Origin of the sequence: Streptomyces sp. NPDC100445, from assembly GCF_044759735.1 — a bacterium.
Classification (GTDB): domain Bacteria; phylum Actinomycetota; class Actinomycetes; order Streptomycetales; family Streptomycetaceae; genus Streptomyces.
The window spans coordinates 358,930-380,515 of sequence record NZ_JBIVZV010000001.1; the positions used below are offsets into that span (position 1 = coordinate 358,930).

At 70.8% G+C, this 21,586-nt stretch carries 17 protein-coding genes and 6 pseudogenes; 12 read left to right on the forward strand and 11 right to left on the reverse strand.

From position 1 onward, the window contains the following. Window positions 1–272: 272 nt before the first annotated feature. Window positions 273–686, reverse strand: a complete 414-nt coding sequence (locus ACIQVT_RS01495; RefSeq protein WP_403747834.1) for an arsenate reductase ArsC — start codon at window positions 684–686, stop codon at window positions 273–275. A 95-nt stretch (window positions 687–781) separates the two neighbouring features. Between ACIQVT_RS01495 and ACIQVT_RS01500 the strand changes: the two genes are divergently transcribed. The 5 genes and pseudogenes from ACIQVT_RS01500 (at window position 782) to ACIQVT_RS01520 (ending at window position 5,400) form a co-directional block, all read left to right on the forward strand. Then, window positions 782–1,090: an ArsR/SmtB family transcription factor gene (locus ACIQVT_RS01500; RefSeq protein ID WP_403745811.1), complete on the forward strand. Its 309-nt coding sequence runs from the start codon at window positions 782–784 to the stop codon at window positions 1,088–1,090. After that, complete coding sequence (gene arsB, locus ACIQVT_RS01505) at window positions 1,087–2,199, forward strand: ACR3 family arsenite efflux transporter (protein ID WP_403745812.1); 1,113 nt, start codon at window positions 1,087–1,089, stop codon at window positions 2,197–2,199. Before ACIQVT_RS01500 ends, arsB begins: the two co-directional genes overlap by 4 nt. Continuing rightward, window positions 2,196–3,265: pseudogene (locus ACIQVT_RS01510) on the forward strand (ArsO family NAD(P)H-dependent flavin-containing monooxygenase). Before arsB ends, ACIQVT_RS01510 begins: the two are co-directional and overlap by 4 nt. A 126-nt stretch (window positions 3,266–3,391) precedes the next feature. Next, window positions 3,392–4,069: a TSUP family transporter gene (locus ACIQVT_RS01515; protein ID WP_403745813.1), complete on the forward strand. Its 678-nt coding sequence runs from the start codon at window positions 3,392–3,394 to the stop codon at window positions 4,067–4,069. A 38-nt stretch (window positions 4,070–4,107) separates the two neighbouring features. Then, complete coding sequence (locus ACIQVT_RS01520; protein WP_403745814.1) at window positions 4,108–5,400, forward strand: IS256 family transposase; 1,293 nt, start codon at window positions 4,108–4,110, stop codon at window positions 5,398–5,400. A gap of 77 nt (window positions 5,401–5,477) precedes the next feature. Here ACIQVT_RS01520 and ACIQVT_RS01525 read toward each other — a convergent pair whose 3' ends face one another. Beyond that, on the reverse strand, window positions 5,478–5,987 hold the full coding sequence (locus tag ACIQVT_RS01525) for a transglycosylase SLT domain-containing protein (RefSeq protein WP_403745815.1): 510 nt from the start codon (window positions 5,985–5,987) through the stop codon (window positions 5,478–5,480). 1,024 nt (window positions 5,988–7,011) lie between these two features. Here ACIQVT_RS01525 and ACIQVT_RS01530 point away from each other — a divergent pair. Continuing rightward, a pseudogene (locus ACIQVT_RS01530) lies at window positions 7,012–7,227 on the forward strand (transposase); the annotation flags it as partial. Between the two features lie 157 nt (window positions 7,228–7,384). Further along, entirely contained in the window at window positions 7,385–7,933 is a 549-nt protein-coding gene (locus tag ACIQVT_RS01535) for an SDR family oxidoreductase (protein ID WP_403745817.1), read from the forward strand. 656 nt (window positions 7,934–8,589) lie between these two features. Here ACIQVT_RS01535 and ACIQVT_RS01540 read toward each other — a convergent pair. The 3 genes from ACIQVT_RS01540 to ACIQVT_RS01550 are packed head-to-tail and all read right to left on the reverse strand — an operon-like array spanning window position 8,590 to window position 13,782. Next, complete coding sequence (locus tag ACIQVT_RS01540) at window positions 8,590–11,340, reverse strand: alkaline phosphatase family protein (protein WP_403745818.1); 2,751 nt, start codon at window positions 11,338–11,340, stop codon at window positions 8,590–8,592. A gap of 55 nt (window positions 11,341–11,395) precedes the next feature. After that, window positions 11,396–12,802, reverse strand: a complete 1,407-nt coding sequence (locus ACIQVT_RS01545; protein ID WP_403745819.1) for an ABC transporter permease — start codon at window positions 12,800–12,802, stop codon at window positions 11,396–11,398. After that, window positions 12,799–13,782, reverse strand: coding sequence for an ABC transporter ATP-binding protein (locus ACIQVT_RS01550; RefSeq protein WP_403745821.1), 984 nt, complete (start codon window positions 13,780–13,782; stop codon window positions 12,799–12,801). The genes ACIQVT_RS01545 and ACIQVT_RS01550 overlap by 4 nt, the downstream gene beginning before the upstream one ends. A gap of 127 nt (window positions 13,783–13,909) precedes the next feature. On the opposite strand from ACIQVT_RS01550, the pseudogene ACIQVT_RS01555 reads away from it, so the two are divergent. Continuing rightward, window positions 13,910–14,047 (forward strand): annotated as a pseudogene (locus tag ACIQVT_RS01555) (IS481 family transposase); the annotation flags it as partial. Between the two features lie 16 nt (window positions 14,048–14,063). Next, a pseudogene (locus ACIQVT_RS01560) lies at window positions 14,064–14,589 on the forward strand (hypothetical protein); the annotation flags it as partial. Window positions 14,590–14,877: 288 nt separating this feature from the next. Here ACIQVT_RS01560 and ACIQVT_RS01565 read toward each other — a convergent pair. Next, on the reverse strand, window positions 14,878–15,048 hold the full coding sequence (locus tag ACIQVT_RS01565; protein WP_403745823.1) for a hypothetical protein: 171 nt from the start codon (window positions 15,046–15,048) through the stop codon (window positions 14,878–14,880). A gap of 129 nt (window positions 15,049–15,177) precedes the next feature. On the opposite strand from ACIQVT_RS01565, the gene ACIQVT_RS01570 reads away from it, so the two are divergent. Further along, a complete protein-coding gene (locus ACIQVT_RS01570) occupies window positions 15,178–15,729 on the forward strand; it encodes a DUF4232 domain-containing protein (RefSeq protein WP_403745824.1) in 552 nt (183 codons plus the stop codon). Here the strand turns inward: ACIQVT_RS01570 and ACIQVT_RS01575 are convergent. Continuing rightward, window positions 15,705–16,301: pseudogene (locus ACIQVT_RS01575) on the reverse strand (zinc-binding dehydrogenase); the annotation flags it as partial. The gene ACIQVT_RS01570 and the pseudogene ACIQVT_RS01575 sit on opposite strands and share 25 nt — an antisense overlap. Window positions 16,302–16,876: 575 nt before the next feature. After that, on the reverse strand, window positions 16,877–17,410 hold the full coding sequence (locus ACIQVT_RS01580; RefSeq protein WP_403745825.1) for a relaxase domain-containing protein: 534 nt from the start codon (window positions 17,408–17,410) through the stop codon (window positions 16,877–16,879). Between the two features lie 120 nt (window positions 17,411–17,530). Here ACIQVT_RS01580 and ACIQVT_RS01585 point away from each other — a divergent pair, with 120 nt between their 5' ends. Continuing rightward, the gene (locus tag ACIQVT_RS01585; RefSeq protein ID WP_403745827.1) at window positions 17,531–17,905 is read left to right on the forward strand and encodes a hypothetical protein; all 375 of its coding nucleotides are present in this window, start codon (window positions 17,531–17,533) and stop codon (window positions 17,903–17,905) included. Window positions 17,906–18,269: 364 nt separating this feature from the next. On the opposite strand, the pseudogene ACIQVT_RS01590 reads toward ACIQVT_RS01585, so the two are convergent. The 3 genes and pseudogenes from ACIQVT_RS01590 to ACIQVT_RS01600 form a co-directional block, all read right to left on the reverse strand. Then, window positions 18,270–18,807 (reverse strand): annotated as a pseudogene (locus tag ACIQVT_RS01590) (IS5 family transposase); the annotation flags it as partial. Window positions 18,808–18,874: 67 nt separating this feature from the next. Then, complete coding sequence (locus tag ACIQVT_RS01595) at window positions 18,875–19,552, reverse strand: TetR/AcrR family transcriptional regulator (RefSeq protein ID WP_403745828.1); 678 nt, start codon at window positions 19,550–19,552, stop codon at window positions 18,875–18,877. Window positions 19,553–19,787: 235 nt separating this feature from the next. Then, window positions 19,788–20,123, reverse strand: coding sequence for a hypothetical protein (locus tag ACIQVT_RS01600; protein WP_403745829.1), 336 nt, complete (start codon window positions 20,121–20,123; stop codon window positions 19,788–19,790). 312 nt (window positions 20,124–20,435) lie between these two features. Between ACIQVT_RS01600 and ACIQVT_RS01605 the strand changes: the two genes are divergently transcribed. Next, complete coding sequence (locus ACIQVT_RS01605; RefSeq protein ID WP_403745830.1) at window positions 20,436–21,578, forward strand: FAD-dependent oxidoreductase; 1,143 nt, start codon at window positions 20,436–20,438, stop codon at window positions 21,576–21,578. Window positions 21,579–21,586: the final 8 nt, after the last annotated feature.

The window sequence follows — 21,586 nt, forward strand, 5'->3', positions numbered from 1 at the left end:
GGCACCACACCTCTCGCACCAGCAGCATGGGCGCCGCGACGAGCTGCGCACTTCGCCCCATACGGGCGCCCTGTTCCCGTCCTGCCCCGTGACGGAAGGAGGCCGCTCTACTCACCGGTGTCGCGTTCCTGCTCCGCTGATCCCCGACACCGACGGCGGCAGCGGCCTGGTGACAGCGATGATCCTGATCACGGCGGTGCCCGTCGCCGCCGGAGCCACCGTGTGGACCGGCAAGGCGCCGGAGCCGATGATGACGACGTCGTGGACCTCGCTCACGCCGTCTTGTCCGGGGCGATCTCGGCGATCAGGCCCTCCACCAGAGTTTTGATCTCGTCGCGGATCGGACGCACGGCCTCGACGCCCTGGCCGGCCGGGTCCTCGAGCTTCCAGTCCAGGTAGCGCTTGCCGGGGAAGACGGGGCAGGTGTCGCCGCAGCCCATGGTGATGCAGACGTCGGACTCACGGACCGCGTCGATGGTGAGGATCTTCGGTGTCTCGGCGGAGATGTCGATGCCGACCTCGGCCATGGCCTGGACGGCGGCCGGGTTGACCTGGTCGCCGGGGTCGGAACCGGCGGAGCGGACCTCGACGCGGTCTCCGGCCAGGTGGGTCAGCCACGCGGCGGCCATCTGGGAGCGGCCGGCGTTGTGGACGCAGACGAACAGGACGGACGGCTTGTCGGCCATGGTGATCGTTCTCTTTCGTCGCATGGCGGAACCCGGCCGCCAATGACTTCAGCCCCCGCTGGTATCAGCGGACAATGATGTGACAGTATCAGTGCATGCTGACTTCAGTCGATCCTGATGTGATCCGGGCGCTGGGCGATCCGCTCCGCCTCCAGATCGTGACCCTGCTGGCGCGCGAGACGCTCTGCACGACCCACCTGGTCGAGGAGACCGGAGCCAAGCAGACCAACCTGTCCAACCACATGAAGGTGCTGCGCGAGGCCGGGATCGTGGAGACCGAGCCGTGCGGCCGCTTCACCTACTACAAGCTCAGGCCCGAGATCCTGGCCGGGCTGTCCGAGCAGTTCGCCGAACTCGCCGCCTCCGCCCGCACCGCCGCCGAGAACAAGAGGGCCTGCCCGTGACCTCCGCAGAGCCCACGACCGCTCCCGCGCAAGGTGCGGCCGGGGACGACTCGATCGTCAAGAAGCTCTCCACCCTCGACCGCTACCTGGCGGTGTGGATCCTGCTCGCCATGGCCGTCGGTCTGGGCCTGGGCCGGGTCATCCCGGGGATGAACGGCGCGCTCGCGAAGATCGAGATCGGCGGGATCTCCCTGCCGATCGCGCTCGGCCTGCTGGTCATGATGTACCCGGTCCTGGCCAAGGTCCGCTACGACCGGCTCGACCGCGTCACCGGCGACAGGAAGCTGATGGTCTCCTCGCTGGTCATCAACTGGATCGTCGGCCCCGCGGTGATGTTCGCCCTCGCCTGGATCCTCCTGCCGGACCTGCCCGAGTACCGCACCGGCCTGATCATCGTGGGACTTGCCCGGTGCATCGCCATGGTCATCATCTGGAACGACCTCGCCTGCGGCGACCGCGAGGCCGCGGCCGTCCTTGTCGCGTTGAACTCGGTGTTCCAGGTCCTCGCGTTCGGCCTGCTGGGCTGGTGCTACCTCGACCTGCTGCCCCGCTGGATGAACCTCGGCGACGGCCAGGGCCTGGACGTCTCCGTCCGGCACATCGCCCTGAACGTCATCTTCTTCCTCGGCATCCCGCTGCTGGCCGGCTTCCTCACCCGCCGCGTCGGCGAGCGGACGCTGGGCCGCGCCGACTACGAGCAGAAGTTCCTGCCGAAGATCGGGCCCTGGGCGCTGTACGGGCTGTTGTTCACGATCGTCATCCTCTTCGCCCTCCAGGGGAAGACGATCACCTCGCAGCCGCTGGACGTGGTGCGGATCGCGCTGCCGCTGCTGGTCTACTTCGCGATCATGTTCTTCGGCACCTTCCTCCTCGGCAAGGGGCTCGGCCTGGCCTACGACCGCACCGCCACGCTGGCGTTCACCGCGGCGGGCAACAACTTCGAGCTGGCCATCGCGGTCGCCGTCGCCACCTTCGGTGTCACCTCCGGCCAGGCCTTGTCCGGCGTCGTCGGGCCGCTCATCGAAGTCCCGGTGCTGATCGGCCTGGTCCACGTCGCGCTCGCCTGGCGCCGGAAGTTCGCCGCCGACGCGGTGACGACGGTCCCGTGACGCAGCGCGCGGATGTGGTGGTGGTCGGCGGCGGCCAGGCCGGGCTCGCCGCCGGCTACCACCTGCGCCGACGCGGCCTCGACCACGTCATCCTGGACGCCGGTCCGGCGCCGGGCGGGTCCTGGCAGCACATGTGGGACTCGCTGCACCTGTTCTCCCCGGCGGAGCACTCCTCCCTGCCAGGCCGGCTCATGCCCGCCCAGGCGGGTCGGACCTACCCGGATGCCGGGCACGTGGTCGCGTACCTCACGGACCACGAGAAGCGCTACGGCCTGTCCGTCCAGCACGGCACCCGTGTGGAGGCCGTACGCCGCGACGGCGAGAGGCTCCTGGTCGAGGCCGACGCCGGGCCCTGGCGGGCCCGCGCGGTCATCAGTGCCACCGGCAACACCTGGTCGCGGCCCTTCCTCCCCGCCGTCCCAGGTCGCGGCGTCTTCACCGGCCGGCAGCTGCACACGGTGAACTACCGCTGTCCGACCGACTTCACCGGCCAGCGCGTGATCGTGGTCGGCGGCGGGAACTCCGGCGCGCAGATCGCCGCCGACCTCGCCCTGGACGGCAACGTGACGGTGAGGTGGGTGACCCAGCGTCCGCCGCGGTTCCTCCCCGACGACATCGACGGACGCGCCCTGTTCGACGTCACCACCGACCGCCGCCGCGCCCTCGACGCCGGCCGCGACGACACCGGCGGAGTGGCCTCGCTCGACGACATCGTCGCCGTGCCGCCCGTCCGTGCCGCCCGCGACGCCGGGCTCCTGACCGCGAGGCACTGTTCTCCCAGCTCATCACCGACGGCGTCCGCTGGGCCGACGGCAGCCACGAAGCCGCGGATGCGGTCATCTGGTGCACCGGCTTCCGCCCCGCCCTGTCCCACCTGGCCCCGCTCCAGCTCCGCAGCACGCGCGGGCACATCGCGACCCAGGGCACCCGGGCCGTCGGCGAACCGCGGCTGCACCTGCTCGGCTACGGCGACCGGACCGGCCCGGCGTCCGCGACGCTGATCGGGGTAGGGCGTCCCGCGCGGGACGCCGCCCGGGAGATCGCGACGCTGTGCGCGCACAACTGACAGGCCAGCCCCGCGTGTTCGGTGGCTTCCCCCAGTGTCGCAGCGCGGCGTGATCGTTGCAGACTGCCCTCCATCACCTCACCCCTGGCCGCCGATCCTCCCCGCCTCGTGAGCCGGGTGTCCTCCGTGCCCGTCGTGTTCGGCGCGGGCGCGGGCATCGGCATTCTCGGCGGGATGATCGGCCTGGGCGGTGCGGAGTTCCGGCTCCCCATGCTGATCAGCCTCTTCGGGTTCGCGGCGCTGTCCGCCATCATCCTGGACAAAGCCATGAGCCTGGTCATGGTCGTCACCGCGCTGCCCGCCCGGCTGGCCGCGGTGTCCGCGTCCCAACTGGCCGGTCACTGGCCCGTCGCGGTCAACCTGCCGGCCGGGGGCGTGCTGGGCGCCTGGGCCGGGGCGAGCTGGGCGGTACGGATGTGCAGCTCCACCCTGTACAAGGTGCTGGCAGCACTGATGGTGCTCATGGCCGCCGCGCTGCTCATCACCCACCTCGCACCCGTCGGGACGCTCGCGCTGCCGCTGTGGGCGCAGGTGCCCGGCGGAGTCGTGGCCGGCTTCGGCATCGGCGTGGTCGCCGCGATCATGGGCGTGGCCGGCGGCGAACTGCTCATCCCCACGATCGTGCTGCTCCTCGGCCTGGACATCAAAACCGCGGGCAGCCTGTCCCTGCTGGTGTCGCTGCCGACCATGCTGGTCGCCTTCCCGTTACAGCCGCGACGGCAGCTTCGCGGTCCTCGGCGCCAACCTTCGCTTCACCGCTGTGATGGCCGCCGGCTCGATCGCCGACGCGCTGCGGGACTGTAAATCGTTCGGTGTAACTCCCGATCATGGAGGATGCATCGATGACCAGTGAGTACGTGGCCGAGCAGGACGCTGTCGAGTCGGCAGCGGCTGCGTCGGCGAAGGCCGTGGACGACCAGCTGATCGACGAGCTGGTAAGCCGGGCCCAGGCCGAGGGTCTGCAGCTGACCGGCGAGGGCGGGCTGTTGCAGCAGCTGACCAAGCGGCTGCTGGAGTCCGCCCTGGAGGGCGAGATCACCGACCACCTCGGCTATGACAAGCACGATCCGGCGGGCAGGAACGGCAGTAACTCGCGCAACGGCACACGCTCCAAGACCGTGCTGACCGACGTGGGGCCGGTGGAGATCGTCGTGCCCCGCGACCGGGACGGCTCCGTCGAGCCGAAGATCGTCGGGAAGCGGCAGAAGCGCCTGACCGGGGTCGACGAGATGGTGATCTCGCTGGCTGCGAAGGGCCTGACCACTGGCGAGGTGCAGGCCCACCTGGCCGAGGTCTACGGCGCCGAGGTCTCCCGCCAGACCATCTCCACCATCACCGACAAGGTGCTCGAGGGCATGGCCGAGTGGCAGAGCAGGCCCCTCGACACCGTCTATCCGGTCGTCTTCATCGACGCCATCAACGTGAAGATCCGCGACGGCGCGGTCGCCAACCGGCCGATCTATGTGGCCCTGGCCGTCACCACCGAGGGCCGGCGGGAGATCCTGGGCCTGTGGGCCGGCGACGGCGGCGAGGGCGCCAAGCACTGGCTGCACATCCTCACCGAGATCAAGAACCGCGGCGTGGGCGACGTGCTGATGCTGGTCTGTGATGGGCTCAAGGGCCTGCCCGAGGCGGTGGAGACCGTCTGGCCGCGGACCATCGTGCAGACCTGCGTGGTGCATCTGCTGCGGAACTCCTTCCGCTATGCCGCCCGCCAGGACTGGGACAAGATCGCCCGCCTCCTCAAGCCCCTCTACACCGCGCCGACCGAGGAGGCCGCTCTGGAGCGGTTCGCCGAGTTCGTCGACGCCTGGGGCCGGAAGTATCCAGCGATCGTGAAGCTGTGGGAGAACGCCTGGGAGGAGTTCACCCCGTTCCTGCGGTTCGACACCGAGATCCGCCGCATTGTCTGCACCACCAACGCGATCGAGTCGGTGAACGCCCGCATCCGCCGGGCGGCCAAGGCCCGTGGACACTTCCCCAACGAGCAGTCCGCCCTGAAGTGCGTCTACATGGCGATCATGTCCCTCGACCCCACGGGCAAGGGACAGGCCCGCTGGACCATGCGGTGGAAGACCGCACTGAACGCCTTCGACATCACCTTCGACGGCCGACTGTCAGCAGCCCGCCAGTAGCCCCAACTACCCCAGTTACACCACTCGTTTGACAGACCCGGAAAGTCGATCCGGACGGGTGACGAACGCCGGGTGGCTCAGTACGCGGAGTTGACGTTGTCGATGGAGCCGTAGCGATGGGCGGCGTAGTTGGCGGCGGCGGTGATGTTGGCGACCGGGTCGGTGGAGCTGTTGGCGGTGCCGGCGACGTGGAATGCCTTGAATGTGGGGTCGATGACCTGGAGCAGGCCCCTGGAGGGGGTGCCGTTCTTGGCGTTGACGTCGTAGTTGTTCTGGGCGTTGGGGTTGCCGCTGGACTCGCGCATGATGTTGCGGTGCAGGCCCTCGTAGGTGCCCGGGATGCCCTTGGCCTTCATAATGGTCAGGGACTGATTGATCCAGCCGTCGAGGTTGCTCGCGCCACCCTTGGCGCCGGCGGGGTCGGCGGCCTTGGAGGCGATGGCGGGGGCGGCCTTCGGGGCCTCGGCGGCGTGGGCGGTGGCCGGCGTGAGCGTCAGGGCCGCGGCCGCGGCGCCGGTGGTGAGCAGGCCGGTGACGGCCAGGTTGCGCAGACGGGCGAGGCGGGGCGCAGCGGTGATCGCGGTCATGGGGGTCTCCTACGGGACGTCTTTGAGGCGCCGGCCGGATCATCCGGTCGCGGCCTGTCGGGCGTCGGGGCGGGGCCCCGCACAGCGCGGCGAAACAAGGACGGCCCCGGCGATCCCGCCCGGTCCGACCCGCTGCTTGCGGCGACAAGAGACATGGTTAGCGACCGCGAGAATGGGAGGCAAGAGTGTGACCTACTACCCATAGACGTAGAAGCTGCCTAATTCGGTCATTCCGTGGCTTTCCTGGGCGCCGGACCGCTGTACAGCTCTACGATCCCGCTTAGGACGTGACCTGCCTCTCGTGGGTGGCGTCACGCGGAGAGCCGGAAAACCAGGCCTGTGGGGCGACCCCGCCCCACCCGTAAGAAGGCAGAGTGCAGCTCCGAAATGCGTACACCTGATCGGCCGACCCCCTCCAGCGTGACCGCGAGATCCTGATGCAGGCTCGGCGGGCCCGCCGGTAGGGGCCCGCGGCCTCCTCGTGCCGCTCCCAGTACCGCGCCCGCCGCGAGGGCGACGGCGTGTGGCGCATCTCTGCCAGAACCTCCGTCCTCCCCGGCACCGCCCTGCACCTCGACCCGGCGGAGCTGGCCGCCCACCGGCCCTCCTACCGCCACCTGCCCTGGTTTCTCAACCGCCGGGGCTACCCCCTGACCGGCGACGACCTGGGCGACGACCGGCCCGACCGCAGTCGCCGAGCAGTACCGCGACCAGTTCGCCTGGCTGCACCACCCCACCGACCCGGCCGCCTGAGCCGGACGCCCCGCTATCTTTTTCGCGGTCCTGCAAGAGGGCCGCTGGCCTCCGGGCCCGGCATGACTGTTGCCCCCTGCCGAGGAGATGACCTGGGGGGTGGTGTCACCGGGTCCGAGGGGTGCCGTCACAGACGCAGATCAGAGGTCTGACCACCGCCCGGCCGGGCGCAATGCCCGGCCGCCTGCGGGCGGCAGGTCTGCATAGCGTGGCTGCGCGAGAACGGCTCCCGACCCTGGGGCCGGCACGCGTCGGCACATGTGGGGGCACGGTGATCAGCATCGACCAGGTGGGCGTCTTCCTTGGCCTGGATGTCGGCAAGGCAGCGCATCACGGCCACGGTCTGCCCCCGGCCGGCAAGACGGTCCTCGACAAGCCGCTGTCCAACAGCGAACCGAAGCTGCGGGCGGTCTTCGACAAGCTCCGGAACAAGTTCGGCACGGTTCTGGTGGTCGTGGACCAGCCCGCCTCCATTGGCGCCCTACCGAGGAGGGCATCGACACCCTCGCGCAGATCTGCGCCGCCGAACCGCTGGACGTGCTCGTCAACAACGCCGGCGTCTCCCACTACATGCCGCTGGCCGACCTGCCCGCCGGCAAGGCCCGCGAACCGGTCAATGTCAGGTACTCGCCCCCACCCAGCTCATGCGCGCCGCCATCGGACCCCTGCAGCAGCGCGGGAGCGGCACCAACCTCAACGTCGCCGGCATGATCACCTTCTCCGGGCCCGCCGACAAGAGCGTCATGCCCCGCCGGGCCGTCTACGCCGGAACCCTGGCCTACCTGGTCGCCATGACCCAGACCCTGGCCGCCGAAGTCGAGGACTCCGCAGTCACCGTCGCGGCGGTCTGTCCCGGCGCGGTGGCCACCGAGTTCCACTCCGCCCAGGGCATGGACCTCAGCGCCGTCCCCCGCATTAGCGCGGAGGACCTCGTCACCGACGCCCTGCGCGGCCTGGAACTCGGCGAGACCGTCATCGCCCCCAGCGCCGAGGACGACCGGCTCTTGCACGACGTCTTCACCGCCCACCTCACCGCGTTCGGCGGCCAGTCCCCCGCCCTCACCACCCGCTACACCAAGGAGCCGACCCGTCCGACCGGGCCCGCTCCAGCACGGCGCCGCATCTCAACGGGGGGCGGCGGCGAGTCTCGTTCAGCTGGGGCGGGAACCGTCGGCCGGGGCGACGATCTGTAGCGGACGGGTGCTGACGTGGGTGCCCCAGATGTTCGCCCGCTACGCCGACGGACGTCACAGCGCTGCGCACCGTCAACGCCTCACACCTGCTGCGGTCACGGCCGCCCCGGGTCGACGAGGGGCAGAGCGTCGACGTCCAGGTCGTCGCGGACGCGGACGAGAAGCGGACACCGTGCCACGGGTGACCGGCTCCCGCCGGGGCCAGCAGGGCTGCCACCTCCCAGCGCGCCGCCACCGGCACTGGCGCAGTGCGGGCCACCAGGCGGAGACGGCTCACCATTTCGTAGCGGCCCACCAGCACGGCGCTCGGGTGGGAGTGGGGCACGGCGCGACGGCGGGCCCTCGGCTGATCGCCGGATCCGTCGAAGCCGGCCCCCACCTCGCCGGCCGGCGTGTCCATCAGCGTGACATCGCCAGGCCGGTCACAGATTGCGGGCGACCGGCGAGGTGCCGGCCGCCTGGCCCGACCGGCGGACCCCGGATTCGATGTGAGCGGTCCCCCTGGCGATGATCCCTCACAGGACGAGGACGGGTTCTGATCGCAGCGAGCGTGGGTTCCCGCTGCTCCCCGAGTGGCGCAGACGGACGGGACCGGTACGGGGAGGACCCTTGGCAGGCGCTCGGCCCGGCAGAGGTCCTCACGGGTTCGGCGGGTGTCAGCCGTCCGACTCCGGCGACGGGATGTAGGCGCCGGGTACGTCGTTCGGGGCGTGGATCTTCTTCTCGCCGGGGTACGGGCGCGTCCAGTTGTGGGTCTGGTACCAGGTGAGGTGGTTCATCTGGGCCGGGTTGGCGTAGTCGGGGATGGCGTGGGGGCCGGTCAGGTGCTGCTTGGACTTCCAGGCGTCCCATGCGGCGGCGAGGGACTTCTTGTCCGCCGGTACCTTCGCCGACGGTACGGCCGCCGCCCTGGGGTCCTGTGCGGCGGGGGTGTCCACGCCGCAGGACGGCGGGGTCTTCAGGCCGTCGGTCAGTGAGGTGCGGTTGGGCAGGGCGGTGAACGGGGTGTAGTCGGGGTGCCGGGTGAACGCGCCCCGCATGGGGGTGGCCGCGCTGTCCTTCTGGTTCATCGGGTGGATCCCGAGGATCTGCTCGATGGTGCGGATCATCGTGATCTGCGAGTAGTAACGGCTGTCGACGGTGGTGTGCCGGGCCCAGGGGCTGATGATCTGGACCGGGGCGCGGTGGCCGTCGACGTGGTCGAGGCCGGCCTGGGAGTCGTCCTCGACGACGAAGATCGCCGAGTCCTTCCAGTACTTGCTGTGGGAGATCTTGTCGATGATCTTGCCGGTGGCGAGGTCGTTGTCGGCGACCTGGGCGGCCGGGCTCGCCGGGCCGCCGGTGTGGTCGCTGGAGAGCCAGAACATGTTCAGGTCCGCCGGGCCGTTCTTCTCGAAGTCCTGCTTCCAGATCTGGTACCGGTACAGGTCCGGGACGCTGGTGTCGAACTTCGGGAAACCGGGCACCGACACGCTGTTGAGCGACGGGATCGGCGAGGAGGAGTTCAGGGGGTAGGCGGTGGCCTGGCCGGTCGCGTCCATGTTCTTGGCGTCGCAGTACAGGTTCTGCCAGCTGGCGCCGGACGGCTTGGTCAGGAACTGCTGGAACTCGCCGAAGTCCCGCACGCTCTTGCCGGCCGCCTGCGCGCCCGTCCACAGGAAGCCGGTCTTCTGGTGGCCGAGGGCGTCGTCCTCGGTGTCGTAGCTGCGCTTGTACTCGCCGGCCGAGGACTCGGTGTACTCGGGGTTGTCGGCTTGCATGAGCCAGTTGTGGCCCTCGGCGGAGTTGGTGCCGATGTCGTAGGTGTTGTCGTACAGCCCGAACTGCTCGGCCAAGGCGTGCTGGTTGGGCGTCACGTTCTCGCCGAACTGCGTCAGCGACGGGTCGCCGTTGCCCTGGGGGATGTCACCGAAGACCTGGTCGTAGGTGCGGTTCTCCTTGACGATCAGGAAGACGTGCTTGATCGTCGACGGGCCGCCGATCCGTGCCGGGACCGGCTGCGGCTCCACGTGGCCGTGGCCCTTGGCCAGCCCGACGGAGCCGGGGCTCCAGCCGTTCTGCTGGAAGACCTTGGCGGTCTGGGAGCGGATGACACGGTCACCGGGCAGGGTGAACTGCGTCAGGCTGGAGGTCGTGTCGTGGGTGCCGCGGCCGGCGCTGTCGGGGCGGCGGGCGTCGATGCCGCGGGTGTGGGAGACGACGACCTTCGTGCCCACGGTGGTGATTTCGGCGGGGAAGTAGTCCGTCGGGAGGAGGCCGATGTAGCTGACCGGCTCCTGCGGGGAGGTGTACCGGTAGACGGCGACGGCGTTGGCGCGGCCGAGCGTCACCAGCAGGTGGCCGTCATCGGTGAGGGTCACGGCGTCGGGCTCGTAGCCGACCGAGGCCTCCGGCCACGGCTGGGTGGAGATGGTCTGTACGACCTTGTCCTCGGCGGTGTCGATGACCGACACGTTGTTGTCGGCGGTGTTGGTGACGAACACCGCGCCGTGCTGGGCGTACACGGCGGTCGGGTGCAGGCCGACGTCGATGGTGCCGACGGCGGCGGAGGGGTCGGTCAGGTCGATGACGCTGACCGTGCCGGTGGTGGTGGCGCCGGTCCTCGGGTCGGCGGGGACCTGGGTGCCGTAGGAGTTGAGCGTGGAGTCACCGGCCTTCGCGGGCCGTCCGCCCTCGTCGCTGACGTAGAGCTTGTCGCCGGAGCGGGCCATGCCGCGCGGGGCGTTGCCCACCGCCCAGCTCTGCTTGACGGCCCCGGTCGCCGCGTCGATCGCCACCACCCGGTTCTGGCCGTTGACCGCGGCGTACACCGTGGAGCCGTCGGCGGAGAACACCGCCGCGGCGACCAAGGCCTGCTTGCCGCCGTCGGCCGGGATTCTGACGGTCACCGGGTCGGCGAGGGTGCCGTCCGCGTTCACGGTGAACCTGGTGTATCCGTCGGCCTGGCCCAGCCACAACTGCCTGCCGTCGGGTGAGTACGTCGGGCCTTCCTGGCCGACGGAGCCGCTGCTGATGCGCAGGTCGTCGGCGGCGTTCGCGCCGACACGCTGCTTGATCCGCCCGGTGGTGAGGTCCACGACGACCAGCGCGGCGTCGCCGTCGGTGAGCGCGGCGGCGAGGTGGCTGCCGTCCGGGCTGACCGTCGACGACATGATCTTGCCGTCGTCGATGACGAGGCGGTCGCCGTACGGGGCGATGTACTGGTCGGCGGAGACGGCCTGGCCCCTGTCGGTGATCTGGCCGACTTGATCGGTGCCGAACTGGCGGGTCTCGGCGACGGCGGTGCCGGTGGCCAGGGCGGCCGTGGTGATGCAGGCCGTGACGAGAGTGGCCCGCCGGCTGACGCGTCTGCCCAGCAGGTCGTAGTACTTCTTCTCGGCCTGCTGACGGCGGCGTGCTATCTGCATGACGTCATTCCTTCGCGGATTCGGAGAGTTCGGGGGGTGGCCGGAGAGGAAGAGTTCAGGGGGCCGGGGAATCCGAGGAGGTGGAGAGCAGGTCGACGTTGCCGTCGAACTGCCACAGCGGGTTCGGCGCGTCTCCGGTCGAAGTCCGCACCAGGAAGTAGCCGTTCACTTCCTTCGGCCCGTCGCCGTCGGCGACGAACCGCCCGTCCGCCGCGATGTCGAGCTGGTAGACGGCCGACCCGGTGGCCGCGACGCCCGGCAGATGCCAGGAGATGACGCACCGCCAGTCGTTGCCCGGGCCCCGCGCGCCGTCCTGGACACCGGCCTTGGTGCACGCCGCCACGGTCCTCAACCCCGCCTCGGTGACAGCGGGCCGGTTGAGCTGGTCGGTCTGCATGCGGTACAGGTGCGCGAACTCGGTGGCGAGCGAGTGCTGCACCTTGGCCCGCTCGATCCCGGAGCCGGTGGCCGTGGTCGTCGCCGCCACGACCGCGACGGTCGCGCCGAGCAGACCCACGAGCGGCAGGGCGGCCGTGGTGACCGCGCGGCGGGCCGAACCGTCGTCGGTGGGATTGGTGAAGTCGCGCCGCAGGAAGAGGACGTAGGCCAGCGCCGTCGCCGCCACGGCCCACAGAAGACCGACGCCGATGCCGATGAGGAGCGGGCTGAGTTGCGCCGGGTTGGTGAACAGGCCGTTCCAGGTGAGGAAGGCGTCGCCGGGCAGGGCGAGGCGTACGGCGACGGGCAGCGGCAGCATCTGGGCGAACTGCATCGCCGGCGCGACGATCGCGGGCAGCAGCAGACCCATGGGGGAGCGCCCGAGTGCGACCGACCCGAGGAGCCCGATTCCGGCGAGGGCCAGGGTCGGGGCGAGTACACAGGCCCAGGCGAGCAGGACCGTGCCCGCGGCGTCCCCCGGCGCGAGCAGATGGCCGTCGAGGCCGACCAATGGCTGGTCGCCGACGGCCGCCAGCCCGCCCACCGTGCTGGAGACGGCCGGCCCGGCCACGAGCAGCAGGACGACGGTGAGGCCGGCCAGTGCCTTCGCCGCGAAGATCCGCCGGGGCGAGCGGACGGCGACGAGAAGGTGGCGCCAGGTGCCGAGCCGGTCCTCGGCGGCGAACACATCGCCGGCGACGACGGAGCTGATCAGCGGAAGCGCCCAGGTGCCGGAGAAACCGAGCGTGACCAGCGGCCCGGCCCATCCGGTGGCGTGCATCCAGCGGCCGAAGAGGGTGTCCGTGGGCAGCGTGCTCTGCGCGCTCACCCCGGCCACGAAGAACGCCGGCGCGATCCAGCACGCCAGGAGCACGACGCGGATCCGCCACTGGGAGAGGAGCTTGACGACCTCGAAGCGGTAGCTCCGGGCGACTGTGACGCGGCCTGACGCTGTGGTGTGCGCCCACGCAGAGGACACGGCGGTCGGGGTGGAGCTCGCGGTGGGGGGCGTAGTGGCGGTCATCGACCGTTCTCCTGCCGCTGGGCGTCCGTCGGCTGCTCTTGGACCTCGCTCTTTCCCTGCTCGGTCAGGGCCAAGAACGCCGCCTCCAACGGGGAGACACACGGAGCGAGTTCGCGCAGCGCGACACCCTCGTGGACGAGCCGCGCCACCAGGTCGTCGAGGGCGGGTACCAACGCGCGCACCACCAGCGCTTCCCCGCCCCGGCCTGCCGTGGTGTCGTCGGACAGGCGGACTCCAGGCGCGTCGGCGGCCAGCCGGCGTGCGCGCTCCGGGTCGGACGTCGTCAGCCGGTAGTCGAGTTCACGGTTCTCGGCGGCCAGCTCGCCCAGCGGCCCGGAGAAGACGATCCGCCCGGTCGCGAGGATCGTGACCTCGGAACACAGGACCTCCAGGTCGTCCATGCGGTGGCTGGAGAGCACGACGCTCGTACCCTCCCGCGCGAGCCGGGTGAGAACACCGTGGACGTGCTTCTTCCCGGCCGGGTCCAGGCCGTTGGAGGGCTCGTCCAGGACGAGAAGCCGCGGCTCGGTGAGCAAAGCCGCGGCGAGGCCGAGCCGTTGGCGCATGCCCAGGGAGAAGCCGCGGGTGCGGTCGTCGGCGACGTCTGTGAGCCCCACCTGTTCGAGTGCGTCGTCGATCCCGGCCGACCGCCTGCCGTCGCCCCGCAGAGCGGCGAGCGCGGCGAGGTTCTGCCGGGCGGTGAGCGAGGGGTACAGCCCCGGCCCGTCCACGAACCCGGCGACGCCGTCGGGCGCTTCGAACGCCCGGCCCGTGGGCGTGCCGAGGACCTCCAGACGCCCGCTATCGGCCACGGCCAGGCCGAGAAGGAGGCCGAGCAACGTCGTCTTTCCGGCGCCGTTCGGACCGACCAGGCCGTGTATCTGTCCTTGCGCCACATCCAGGTCGACGCCGTCGAGCGCGACGACATCGCCGTAGCACTTGGTGATGCCGCGAGCCCGGATGGCGAGCTGTGAGTCCATGAGCCCCTTCTTTCGGGAAGCCTCATGGACCCTAGGAAGCGCACACGACACTGACAGGGAGTACCGGTTGAACGCTCAGGGAACGGCACACCAAACGGGAGTCAATGGGCGCCCGCCGAGCCGGTGGTCGTCCAGACCGCGCACCACACCCCACCGGACCCCGCTCACGGTCGAGGCCCACGTCTGCCGTCTGCGCACCGACCGCCAGCTCGGCCCGGCCCGCATCGGACCGGTCGTGGGCCTGCCCGCTTCGACCGTGCACCGCTCCCCGTCGACGACAGAGCCTGGAGCAGGGCTACGGTGACGGACCCGATCTGCGGACCTACCTCGCGCGGATCCTCAGCGCCCGCCGCAGCGTCCACGTGGACACTGTTCTCATGGCCGTGGAGGACGAGAGCCTGACCGAACCTCCGGCCGACATGCCGGCTGTCCTCTTTGCCCGTGGTCTGCGGATGCCGAGCTCCGACGAGTGGGAACACGCCTGTGGCGCCGGGCCGGGCACCCTGTTCCGTGGGGCGACGACTGTTCCCTCGACCGCACCCCCTACGGGGACGACACCGGCCCGCACAACGAGCTGAACGCCTTCGGCCTGCACATCGCCTACGACACCTACCGTACCGAGCTGACCAGTGATGTCACCGCGGTCCACGGCGGCGACGGGGGCGAGTCAGTCTGCGGCGGCTACGGCCAGCTGCTGGCCTGGCTCCCCCTGGCGACCGCCAACCGCAACCCCGCGACGGCCTGTACGGACCGGACGGAGAGGACAGTTACGAAGACTTCTCCACGCGACCGGTGCTCCCGCTCTGAGGCGACCGCGTGCGGACGGCCCGGTCGACGACCGCGTCGCGGCTGGTGGGGCGGGCTGGCGGCTGGAGGCCGAAGCGGAAGCCGGCAAGCGGGAAGCTGCCGCGGAGCGCCGCCGCCAAGAGGCCGGGCAGCGCCGTCAAGCCGCCGAGCGCCGGGCGCTGGAGCAGCAGGCGGAGTCACTGCCGGACCCGCGGCACCACCCTGTCCGCCGGGCCTGGCTTGCCGAAACGTTCGGCTTCTGGCACCGAGGCACGGAGGAGGCCTTTTCGGTCGGGTCAAGGAACTGCATCACCCGGTGAGGCCGAGGCGCTGCACCGACGCCAGCGGCAGCCGACCCGAGAGGCGCTGACCGGCCGGCGGATGGGCGTCGACCAGGATCACGGCACCGACGGCCCGGTAGCCGTAGCGGGTGAGCAGCGGGGTCAGGTGTGCCAGCGGCTCGGGCAGAGGCGGTGCCATGCCCCCACCGTGCGCGGCTAAAAGGGTTGCCCGCGCACCGAACCTCCGCCGGGCATCGAGCGTCTCCAGATGCGTGGGTGCGCACTGACCTCGCACACCGAGTCGTATTCGAGGGGAACCGAACACAGTATGAAGACCAGAACGACCACCGTTGCCCTTGCGGCGATCGTCGCCGCCGGCACCGCCGGCACCGCCGTCGCGGCCGTCCCGGCCTCGGCCGCCACGGCCAAGGCCGCGCCGACACGTTGCCACACCGCCGACCTGAAGGCCGGTTTCGCCACCGGGGACGACGCGAAGCCGGAGATGGGGCGGACCGGGAAGCAGACGCAGGCGTTCATCTGGTTCACCAACAAGAGCAACCGCACCTGCACCCTGTCCGGCTTCGCCGGTGTCGACATGGTCGGCGCCCAGAGGACCGACGGCACCTGGTCCCTGGCGCACTCCTCCAAGAAGCCTACGAAGATCACCCTGGGGCGGGGGGACACGGCGGACTTCAGCATCAACCTGCTCCCCGTTGCCAGGTCCACGCCGCAGAAGGAGAAGTTCGTTCCCGCGAAGTTCCTGGTCACCCCGCCGAACGAGACGAAGCACTTCACCCTGAAGTGGCCGTTCGGCGGCCAGATCCTGAAGCAGGACGGCGCCACCCACCCGGGCACCTACCTCAACCCGGTCGGACAGTAGGCCCCCACGTCCGCGCGGTCGGAGCCCCAGGCGGGCTTGACCGCGCGGCGCTCGTCCATCGTCCGGTAGCCCTCGGCGACCTGGTCCAAGGGCAGAGTGAGGTCGAAGACGCGGAACGGCTGGATCCGGCCGGACGTGACGTGGTCGATCAGGTCGGGGAGGAAGCGGCGGACGGGCGCCGGGCCCGCCGGGCAGGCCGACCTGGAAGAAGAACAGCTCCTGCCCGTCGACGGCCACCTCGTACGGGACGCCGACGTTGCCGCAGGGGCGGGACGAGTGCGGGGCCTGCCGCGTGGACTCGGCAGTGGCGACCCGCTGCAAGGCCGAGTCCGCGTCGAGGCCGCCGGTCAGCTCCTTGATCCGGGCGACGCTCCCCTCGCCGCGGTCGCCGACGATGTCGGTCGCGCCGAACTCGGCCGCCGGTTCCTGCCGGGACTCGCACCGACTCATGGCGATGATCCGGTCGGCGCCCCTTCCTTCGCGGCGATGACGCCGCACAGACCGACCGCCCCGTAACCGACCACGACGGCGGTGCAGCCGACTTTCACCTCGGCGGCGAGGGCCGCGTACCAGCGAGGCGTGGCCGGGCAGGGCGTCGTCCTGCCCGGCGGGCGGGGTGCGGGCGGCCCGGCGGGCGGGGTGCGGGCGGCCCGGCGGGCGGGGTGCGGGCGGCCCGGTTCGCGTTCAGTACAGCGAGGCCGGCGACCCGAGCCCGCTCGTAGCGGCTGGACTCCCGCGGCCTGCCGTCGGTGCCGGCGATCCACCAGGGTTCGGGCTCGGCGAAGTCGGCGGCGGTGTGGAAGATCTGGTCGGCGGCGGGACTGCGGAGCAGTGGACTGGCGGGAGCGGTCGGTCAGGGCGCGGTCTGCGATGTAGTCGTCCAGGCCGCGCGTGCACTTCTGGCCGCGCAGGGTCTCCAGCAGGTGCCAGCAAGCTTCGGGCAGGACATGGCGGCGGGCGAACTTGCCGCGCACGGCGGAGACGACCGCAGCGACGTCGACAGGGGCGAGTACGGGCGTCGACGTGCGGATCCACCCGGGCCCGGAACGCCGCACCCGCCGCCGGACAGGCAGCGGTGAAGGAGCCTCGGCCACCTGCTTGCCGAACTTCAGCAGCACGGACGCCCGCCACCAAGCGAGCAGCAGCTTCAACGGGCGTTCCATCTTCTTCTCGGGGCGGTGTCCTGCGCCGTCCACCACCCGAGGCCATGGCGGGCGCGCTCGCCGGGCAGCCGCCCGTGCTCCTGCGCGAACTTGTCGGTAAGGCCCGCCAGGACGTCCTCGAACCGCTGGCGGCGGGTGGAGAACCAGTCGATGAGCTCGAAGTCGACACCGGCTATCCCCATCGCCGGGCGCAGGCCCGGCGTCACCTCGCGAGGCACCGTCGCCAGCCCCGGTTCCTCACACACCTCGGTCGTCATCGCGCGGGTACAGAGCGTCCCGGTGGCCACCACATGCTGGTAGAGGCGGACCGTGTCCAGAGCACCCCACACCGGCTCACCGTCGTCGCTCCTGCGCTGGACGCGGTTGAGGATCAGGCAGTGCTCGTGCAGGAGCGGTAAGCCGTCCCGGTTGTCGAAGTGCCGGAACGTCCATGGTGTGTTCCCCGGTGGTTGACTGCGTGCACCTCGTGACGGCGGGCACGGTGAGGATGGGACTCGGCGGCGTGTGACCCGCAGCACTCCACTGCTGCATTGGCACCACGCCCGTCACCGGGACGTGGGACCGGCCCCCCGCCCGCCAGGACGGCCGCCGCAGAGCGTGTGAGGCTCACGTCAGGCCCCACCCGCCAGGAGGACTCCTTGACGAACCGCACCGCATACCGCCTGCTCGGCGCTGCCGCGGCGCTGGCCACAGGCGCCACGGCCCTGCTCGGCACCGGCGCCGGCACCGCCGCCGCCTCCCCGCGAGCCCACTGCGACCGCGCCGAGCGCCCGATATGGAGCGAGGGCCCCAGCCGCAACGTCACCGCCCGCGCCTGCGACGTCCCGGACCAGAAGCACCGCTGGTACGTCGTCGACGTCGACACCCTGGTCCAGCCCCGCCACAGGAACAACTACCTGGAGGAGTCCCTGGCCGGCACCAGCACCCTCCACGACAAGACCATGAGATGCCTCGGCTACACCAGGGACGGCCACGTGGTGGACTGGTTCGGCTGCGTACCGGACCTGTCCTGACCCCGGCCCCGGCCGCCGCGCGCAGGCGCTGCGTGACGGGGGCGGCCCGGAGTCTGGTGCACGCCTTGTAGCCATGCCGGTGCTCAGTGAATCGGTTGGGGAAGAGGGTGTAGTTGGCGGTCCTCATCTGGTGATACTCGCTTCTCGATGTCGGGAAGACGGGACTTCGCGACCGCGGTGCTACGAAGCGCGCCGCGATGGCCGCGGCTCTCGGCTACCACGCCGCCGAGCCCGGCCGGGCGCCTCGTCTGCCCTGGAGCGATTACCTGCCTACGCGCCCGAGCTCAACTCGGTGGAACTGCCGTGGTCGTCGCTCAAGAAACGCGAACTCCCAAACCCCGCCGGCGACCACCTCGCCGATGTCGCCGACGCCACGACGGGGGACGCGTAGGCGGGCCATGACGTCGGTGAAGGCGGGGACATCATCGGCCTGGCCTGCGGTGAGAACGAACGCGAGGGGCCGACAGCGGGCATCGGCGGCGAGGTGGACCTTGTGGTCAGTCCACCGCGGGAGCGGCCAATGGCGTGGTGGTCCGGTTCGTCGGCCGAGGCCCCCTTTTGCGGGCCCCGGCCGCGTGCTGGTGAGCCCGAACGATCGTGGAGTCGACCGAGACGGCCCAGTTGAGGTCCTCGTCCGCATCGGTCTGGGCCACCAGCGCGGTGAACACCCGCTCCCAAGTCCCATCGACGGCCCACATCCGCAGCCGGTTGTGGACACCCCGCCAGTTGCCGTACTTCTCCGGCAGGTGCACCTACTGCGTGCCGGTCTGGTACTTGTGGGCGATTGCGTCGATCACCTCACGATGGTCTCGCCAGCGGCCACCCCGCCTGGGTGTCCGGTCCGGGAGCAACGGCTCGATCCGCGCCCACTGCGCATCAGTCAAACGGCACAACCAGACCAACGACCAACCGATACGGAATCGGCGATCGTGGCGACAATTGAAACTCCCCGCAAACGCAAGGTGGGTGCTACTGGACGCGGGGATCGGTGGCGAGGATGCCGTTGAGGAGGGTGTCGATGCTCCAGCGGCGGCGCTCGGCGGGGGCGCCGGAGATGAGATTGCCGGCCTGGGCGCGTACGTGAGGCAGCGTGTCGGGGGACGCGGTGACCAGTGCCTGGCGTAGCTGGATCCAGTCCCGCTCGGCGTTGGAGTCCTCGCGCTGGGCGGAGTGTTCGGCGGCGGAAGCGGTGGAACGCTGGAGCAGGAGGTCGACGCCCCAGGCTGCCTGGCGGTCGGGGACGCCGCCCTCGGCGAGCAGGGCGAGCAGTGACTCCAGCAGGGCGAGGTAGTTCTCGCCCGCGGCCCGCGCGGTCAAGGCCGACTGGGCGAGTGCCGGGTGGGCGAACAGGACCTCCTCGTAGCTGGCGAGCACGGCAATGAGGCGCTCACGCCAGTCGGCGCCGGGGTCGGTGGTCAGGTCGACGCGGCCCAGCAGGCGGTCGAGGATCGCGGCGTGCAGTTCGGCGGTGTTGGTGACGTACACGTACAGGGAGGCCGGGCCGGTGTCGAGGGCCTGGGCGAGGCGGCGCATGGTGACGCGCTGGAGCCCTTCCTGCTCCATGAGCCGGAAGGCGGCGTCGATGATGCCCTGACGGGTCAGGGCAGGCTTTGCGGGCCGCTCGCGGCGGCTTTGCGGAGTCGGCATGTCAGGAATTCTAGCTGGAACGCGTTCGAGCCGAACACGTTCGCCTGCGCAGGTTCCTGTCTCCCGCGGGGTCAGGTTTCGGCTCTCGGGCGGATGCGATGCCGCACGGGACGACGTCGAGGCCCCAGGTGATGCGAGCGAGCCCGGCGCGGGGAGAACAGTTCCGTTCGCTGGGCTGCGACGTGGGGGAAGCGGTCGGCGGCGGTCTGCTCGTAGACGTCCTGGGCGTGGCCGATCAAGTGTCGGTCCGCGCGATCGCGCCGTAGCCGTAGGGCAGGACGCCTGCCGCCGGCCGCGCCAGGCCCGCGTGGCGCGGGAGGACGTTCAGGTAGGACGAGCAGACCGCTTCCGGTCGCTCGCGCGGGTGGTCGGCGAGGTGGGCGCGCGGGTCCACGGAGGTGAGCACCCGGTACGGGAGGATGGCGTGCAGTTCGTGGACGGTACGCACGTAGGGACACAGGGAGGCGGCCCCGGTCTGCGCTTCGCGGGCCAAGCCGCGCGGGGTGACGGCCTCCACGTCTTCGTGTTCGAGCAGGTTGGTCGCGGCGGTGGTGAACGCCTTCGGACTCATTGGCTCCCTTGCCGCCCGTGACCGCGTCCGCCGTTGCGTCACTCTCACTCGTCGCCACCTCTCACGCCACGTCCGCTGAGGGGCACGCCGGCGCACCTCGACACGGACACCATTCGCGCTGCATGCGGCAGTCGACCCGCACGGACACCATGGCCGACGCGAGTAAACGATCTACGAGCGGTCGCGAACTTGTTCGTTACGAACATGTTCGCTACGGTGAGGCGGCAGCCGGCGCATTCGCCTCCCAGGTCGCGAGCGCGCACGGTCCTCGCTCCTGCCCACAGGAGATCCCCACTTCCTTCGGAGCCCTCCATGAGCACCAGCCACATCCCCATCGCGATCATCGGCGGGGGTCTCGGCGGCCTGACGGCCGCCCGGGTCCTGCACGCCAACGGCATCGAGTCGGCGATCTTCGAACTGGAGGCGTCGGCGTCGGCCCGCACCCAGGGCGGAATGCTCGACATCCACGCCGAGAACGGACAGAAGGCGCTGCACGCCGCCGGCCTCCACGACGACTTCCTCAAGATCGTCCATGAGGGCGGTGAGGCGATGCGCCTGCTGGGCCCCGACGGCACCGTGTACGTGTCCTCGCAGGACGACGGCTCTGGCGACCGGCCCGAGGTGGATCGCGGGGACCTGCGCGCCCTACTGCTGAACTCCCTGCCCGATGGCACGGTCCACTGGGGCCGCAAGGTCACCGGCGCCCGGCCACTGGGCGACGGCCGGCACGAGGTGACCTTCACCGACGGCACGGCCATCACGACCGGCCTCCTGGTCGGCGCCGACGGCGCCTGGTCGCGCGTGCGGCCGCTGCTGTCGAACGCGAAGCCCCGCTACACCGGCGTCTCGTTCGTCGAAACGGACCTGCTCGACGCCGACACCCGCCACCCGCGCAGCACCGCGGTCGTCGGCGGCGGCTTCTTGATCTGCCTCGGGGACGAGCGCGGCTTCCTCGCGCACCGGGAGACCGACGGCAGCCTGCACGTATACACCGCGCTGAAGACCGACGAGGGCTGGCTCGACACCATCGACTTCACCGACCTCGCCGCCGCCAAGGCCGCGGTCCTGGCCCACTTCGAGGGCTGGGACGAAAGCCTGCGCGGCTTGGTGGCCGACGCGGAGACGATCACTCCGCGGCGCATCCACGCCCTGCCCGTCGGGCACCGCTGGGACCGCGTTCCGGGAGTCACGCTCCTGGGTGACGCCGCCCACCTGATGTCGCCGTTCGCGGGCGAGGGAGCCAATCAAGCCATGCTCGACGGCGCCGAACTCGCCTTGGCCCTCGCCGCCCACCCCGGCGACACCGAGGCCGCGCTCGTCGCCTACGAGACGGCACTCTTCCCGCGCAGCGAGGAAACCGCCGCCGACTCCGCCGCCAGTTCGGAGACGATGTTCGGTCCGCGCGGCCTGGAGCAGATGGTCGAGTTCTTCACGACCGGCCCCGCGGGCCGGTGACCGGCCCT

What these genes read in the sequence shown, in the direction of transcription:
- ACIQVT_RS01535 (WP_403745817.1), top strand. Translation starts at nt 7,385, where the DNA reads ATGCGCGCCGCCATCGGACCCCTGCAGCAGCGCGGGAGCGGCACCAAC.
- ACIQVT_RS01550 (WP_403745821.1), bottom strand. Translation starts at nt 13,782, where the DNA reads ATGGACTCACAGCTCGCCATCCGGGCTCGCGGCATCACCAAGTGCTAC.
- ACIQVT_RS01605 (WP_403745830.1), top strand. Translation starts at nt 20,436, where the DNA reads ATGAGCACCAGCCACATCCCCATCGCGATCATCGGCGGGGGTCTCGGC.
- ACIQVT_RS01595 (WP_403745828.1), bottom strand. Translation starts at nt 19,552, where the DNA reads ATGCCGACTCCGCAAAGCCGCCGCGAGCGGCCCGCAAAGCCTGCCCTG.
- ACIQVT_RS01495 (WP_403747834.1), bottom strand. Translation starts at nt 686, where the DNA reads ATGGCCGACAAGCCGTCCGTCCTGTTCGTCTGCGTCCACAACGCCGGC.
- ACIQVT_RS01540 (WP_403745818.1), bottom strand. Translation starts at nt 11,340, where the DNA reads ATGCAGATAGCACGCCGCCGTCAGCAGGCCGAGAAGAAGTACTACGAC.
- ACIQVT_RS01570 (WP_403745824.1), top strand. Translation starts at nt 15,178, where the DNA reads ATGAAGACCAGAACGACCACCGTTGCCCTTGCGGCGATCGTCGCCGCC.
- ACIQVT_RS01520 (WP_403745814.1), top strand. Translation starts at nt 4,108, where the DNA reads ATGACCAGTGAGTACGTGGCCGAGCAGGACGCTGTCGAGTCGGCAGCG.
- ACIQVT_RS01545 (WP_403745819.1), bottom strand. Translation starts at nt 12,802, where the DNA reads ATGACCGCCACTACGCCCCCCACCGCGAGCTCCACCCCGACCGCCGTG.
- ACIQVT_RS01565 (WP_403745823.1), bottom strand. Translation starts at nt 15,048, where the DNA reads ATGGCACCGCCTCTGCCCGAGCCGCTGGCACACCTGACCCCGCTGCTC.
- ACIQVT_RS01525 (WP_403745815.1), bottom strand. Translation starts at nt 5,987, where the DNA reads ATGACCGCGATCACCGCTGCGCCCCGCCTCGCCCGTCTGCGCAACCTG.
- ACIQVT_RS01600 (WP_403745829.1), bottom strand. Translation starts at nt 20,123, where the DNA reads ATGAGTCCGAAGGCGTTCACCACCGCCGCGACCAACCTGCTCGAACAC.
- ACIQVT_RS01500 (WP_403745811.1), top strand. Translation starts at nt 782, where the DNA reads ATGCTGACTTCAGTCGATCCTGATGTGATCCGGGCGCTGGGCGATCCG.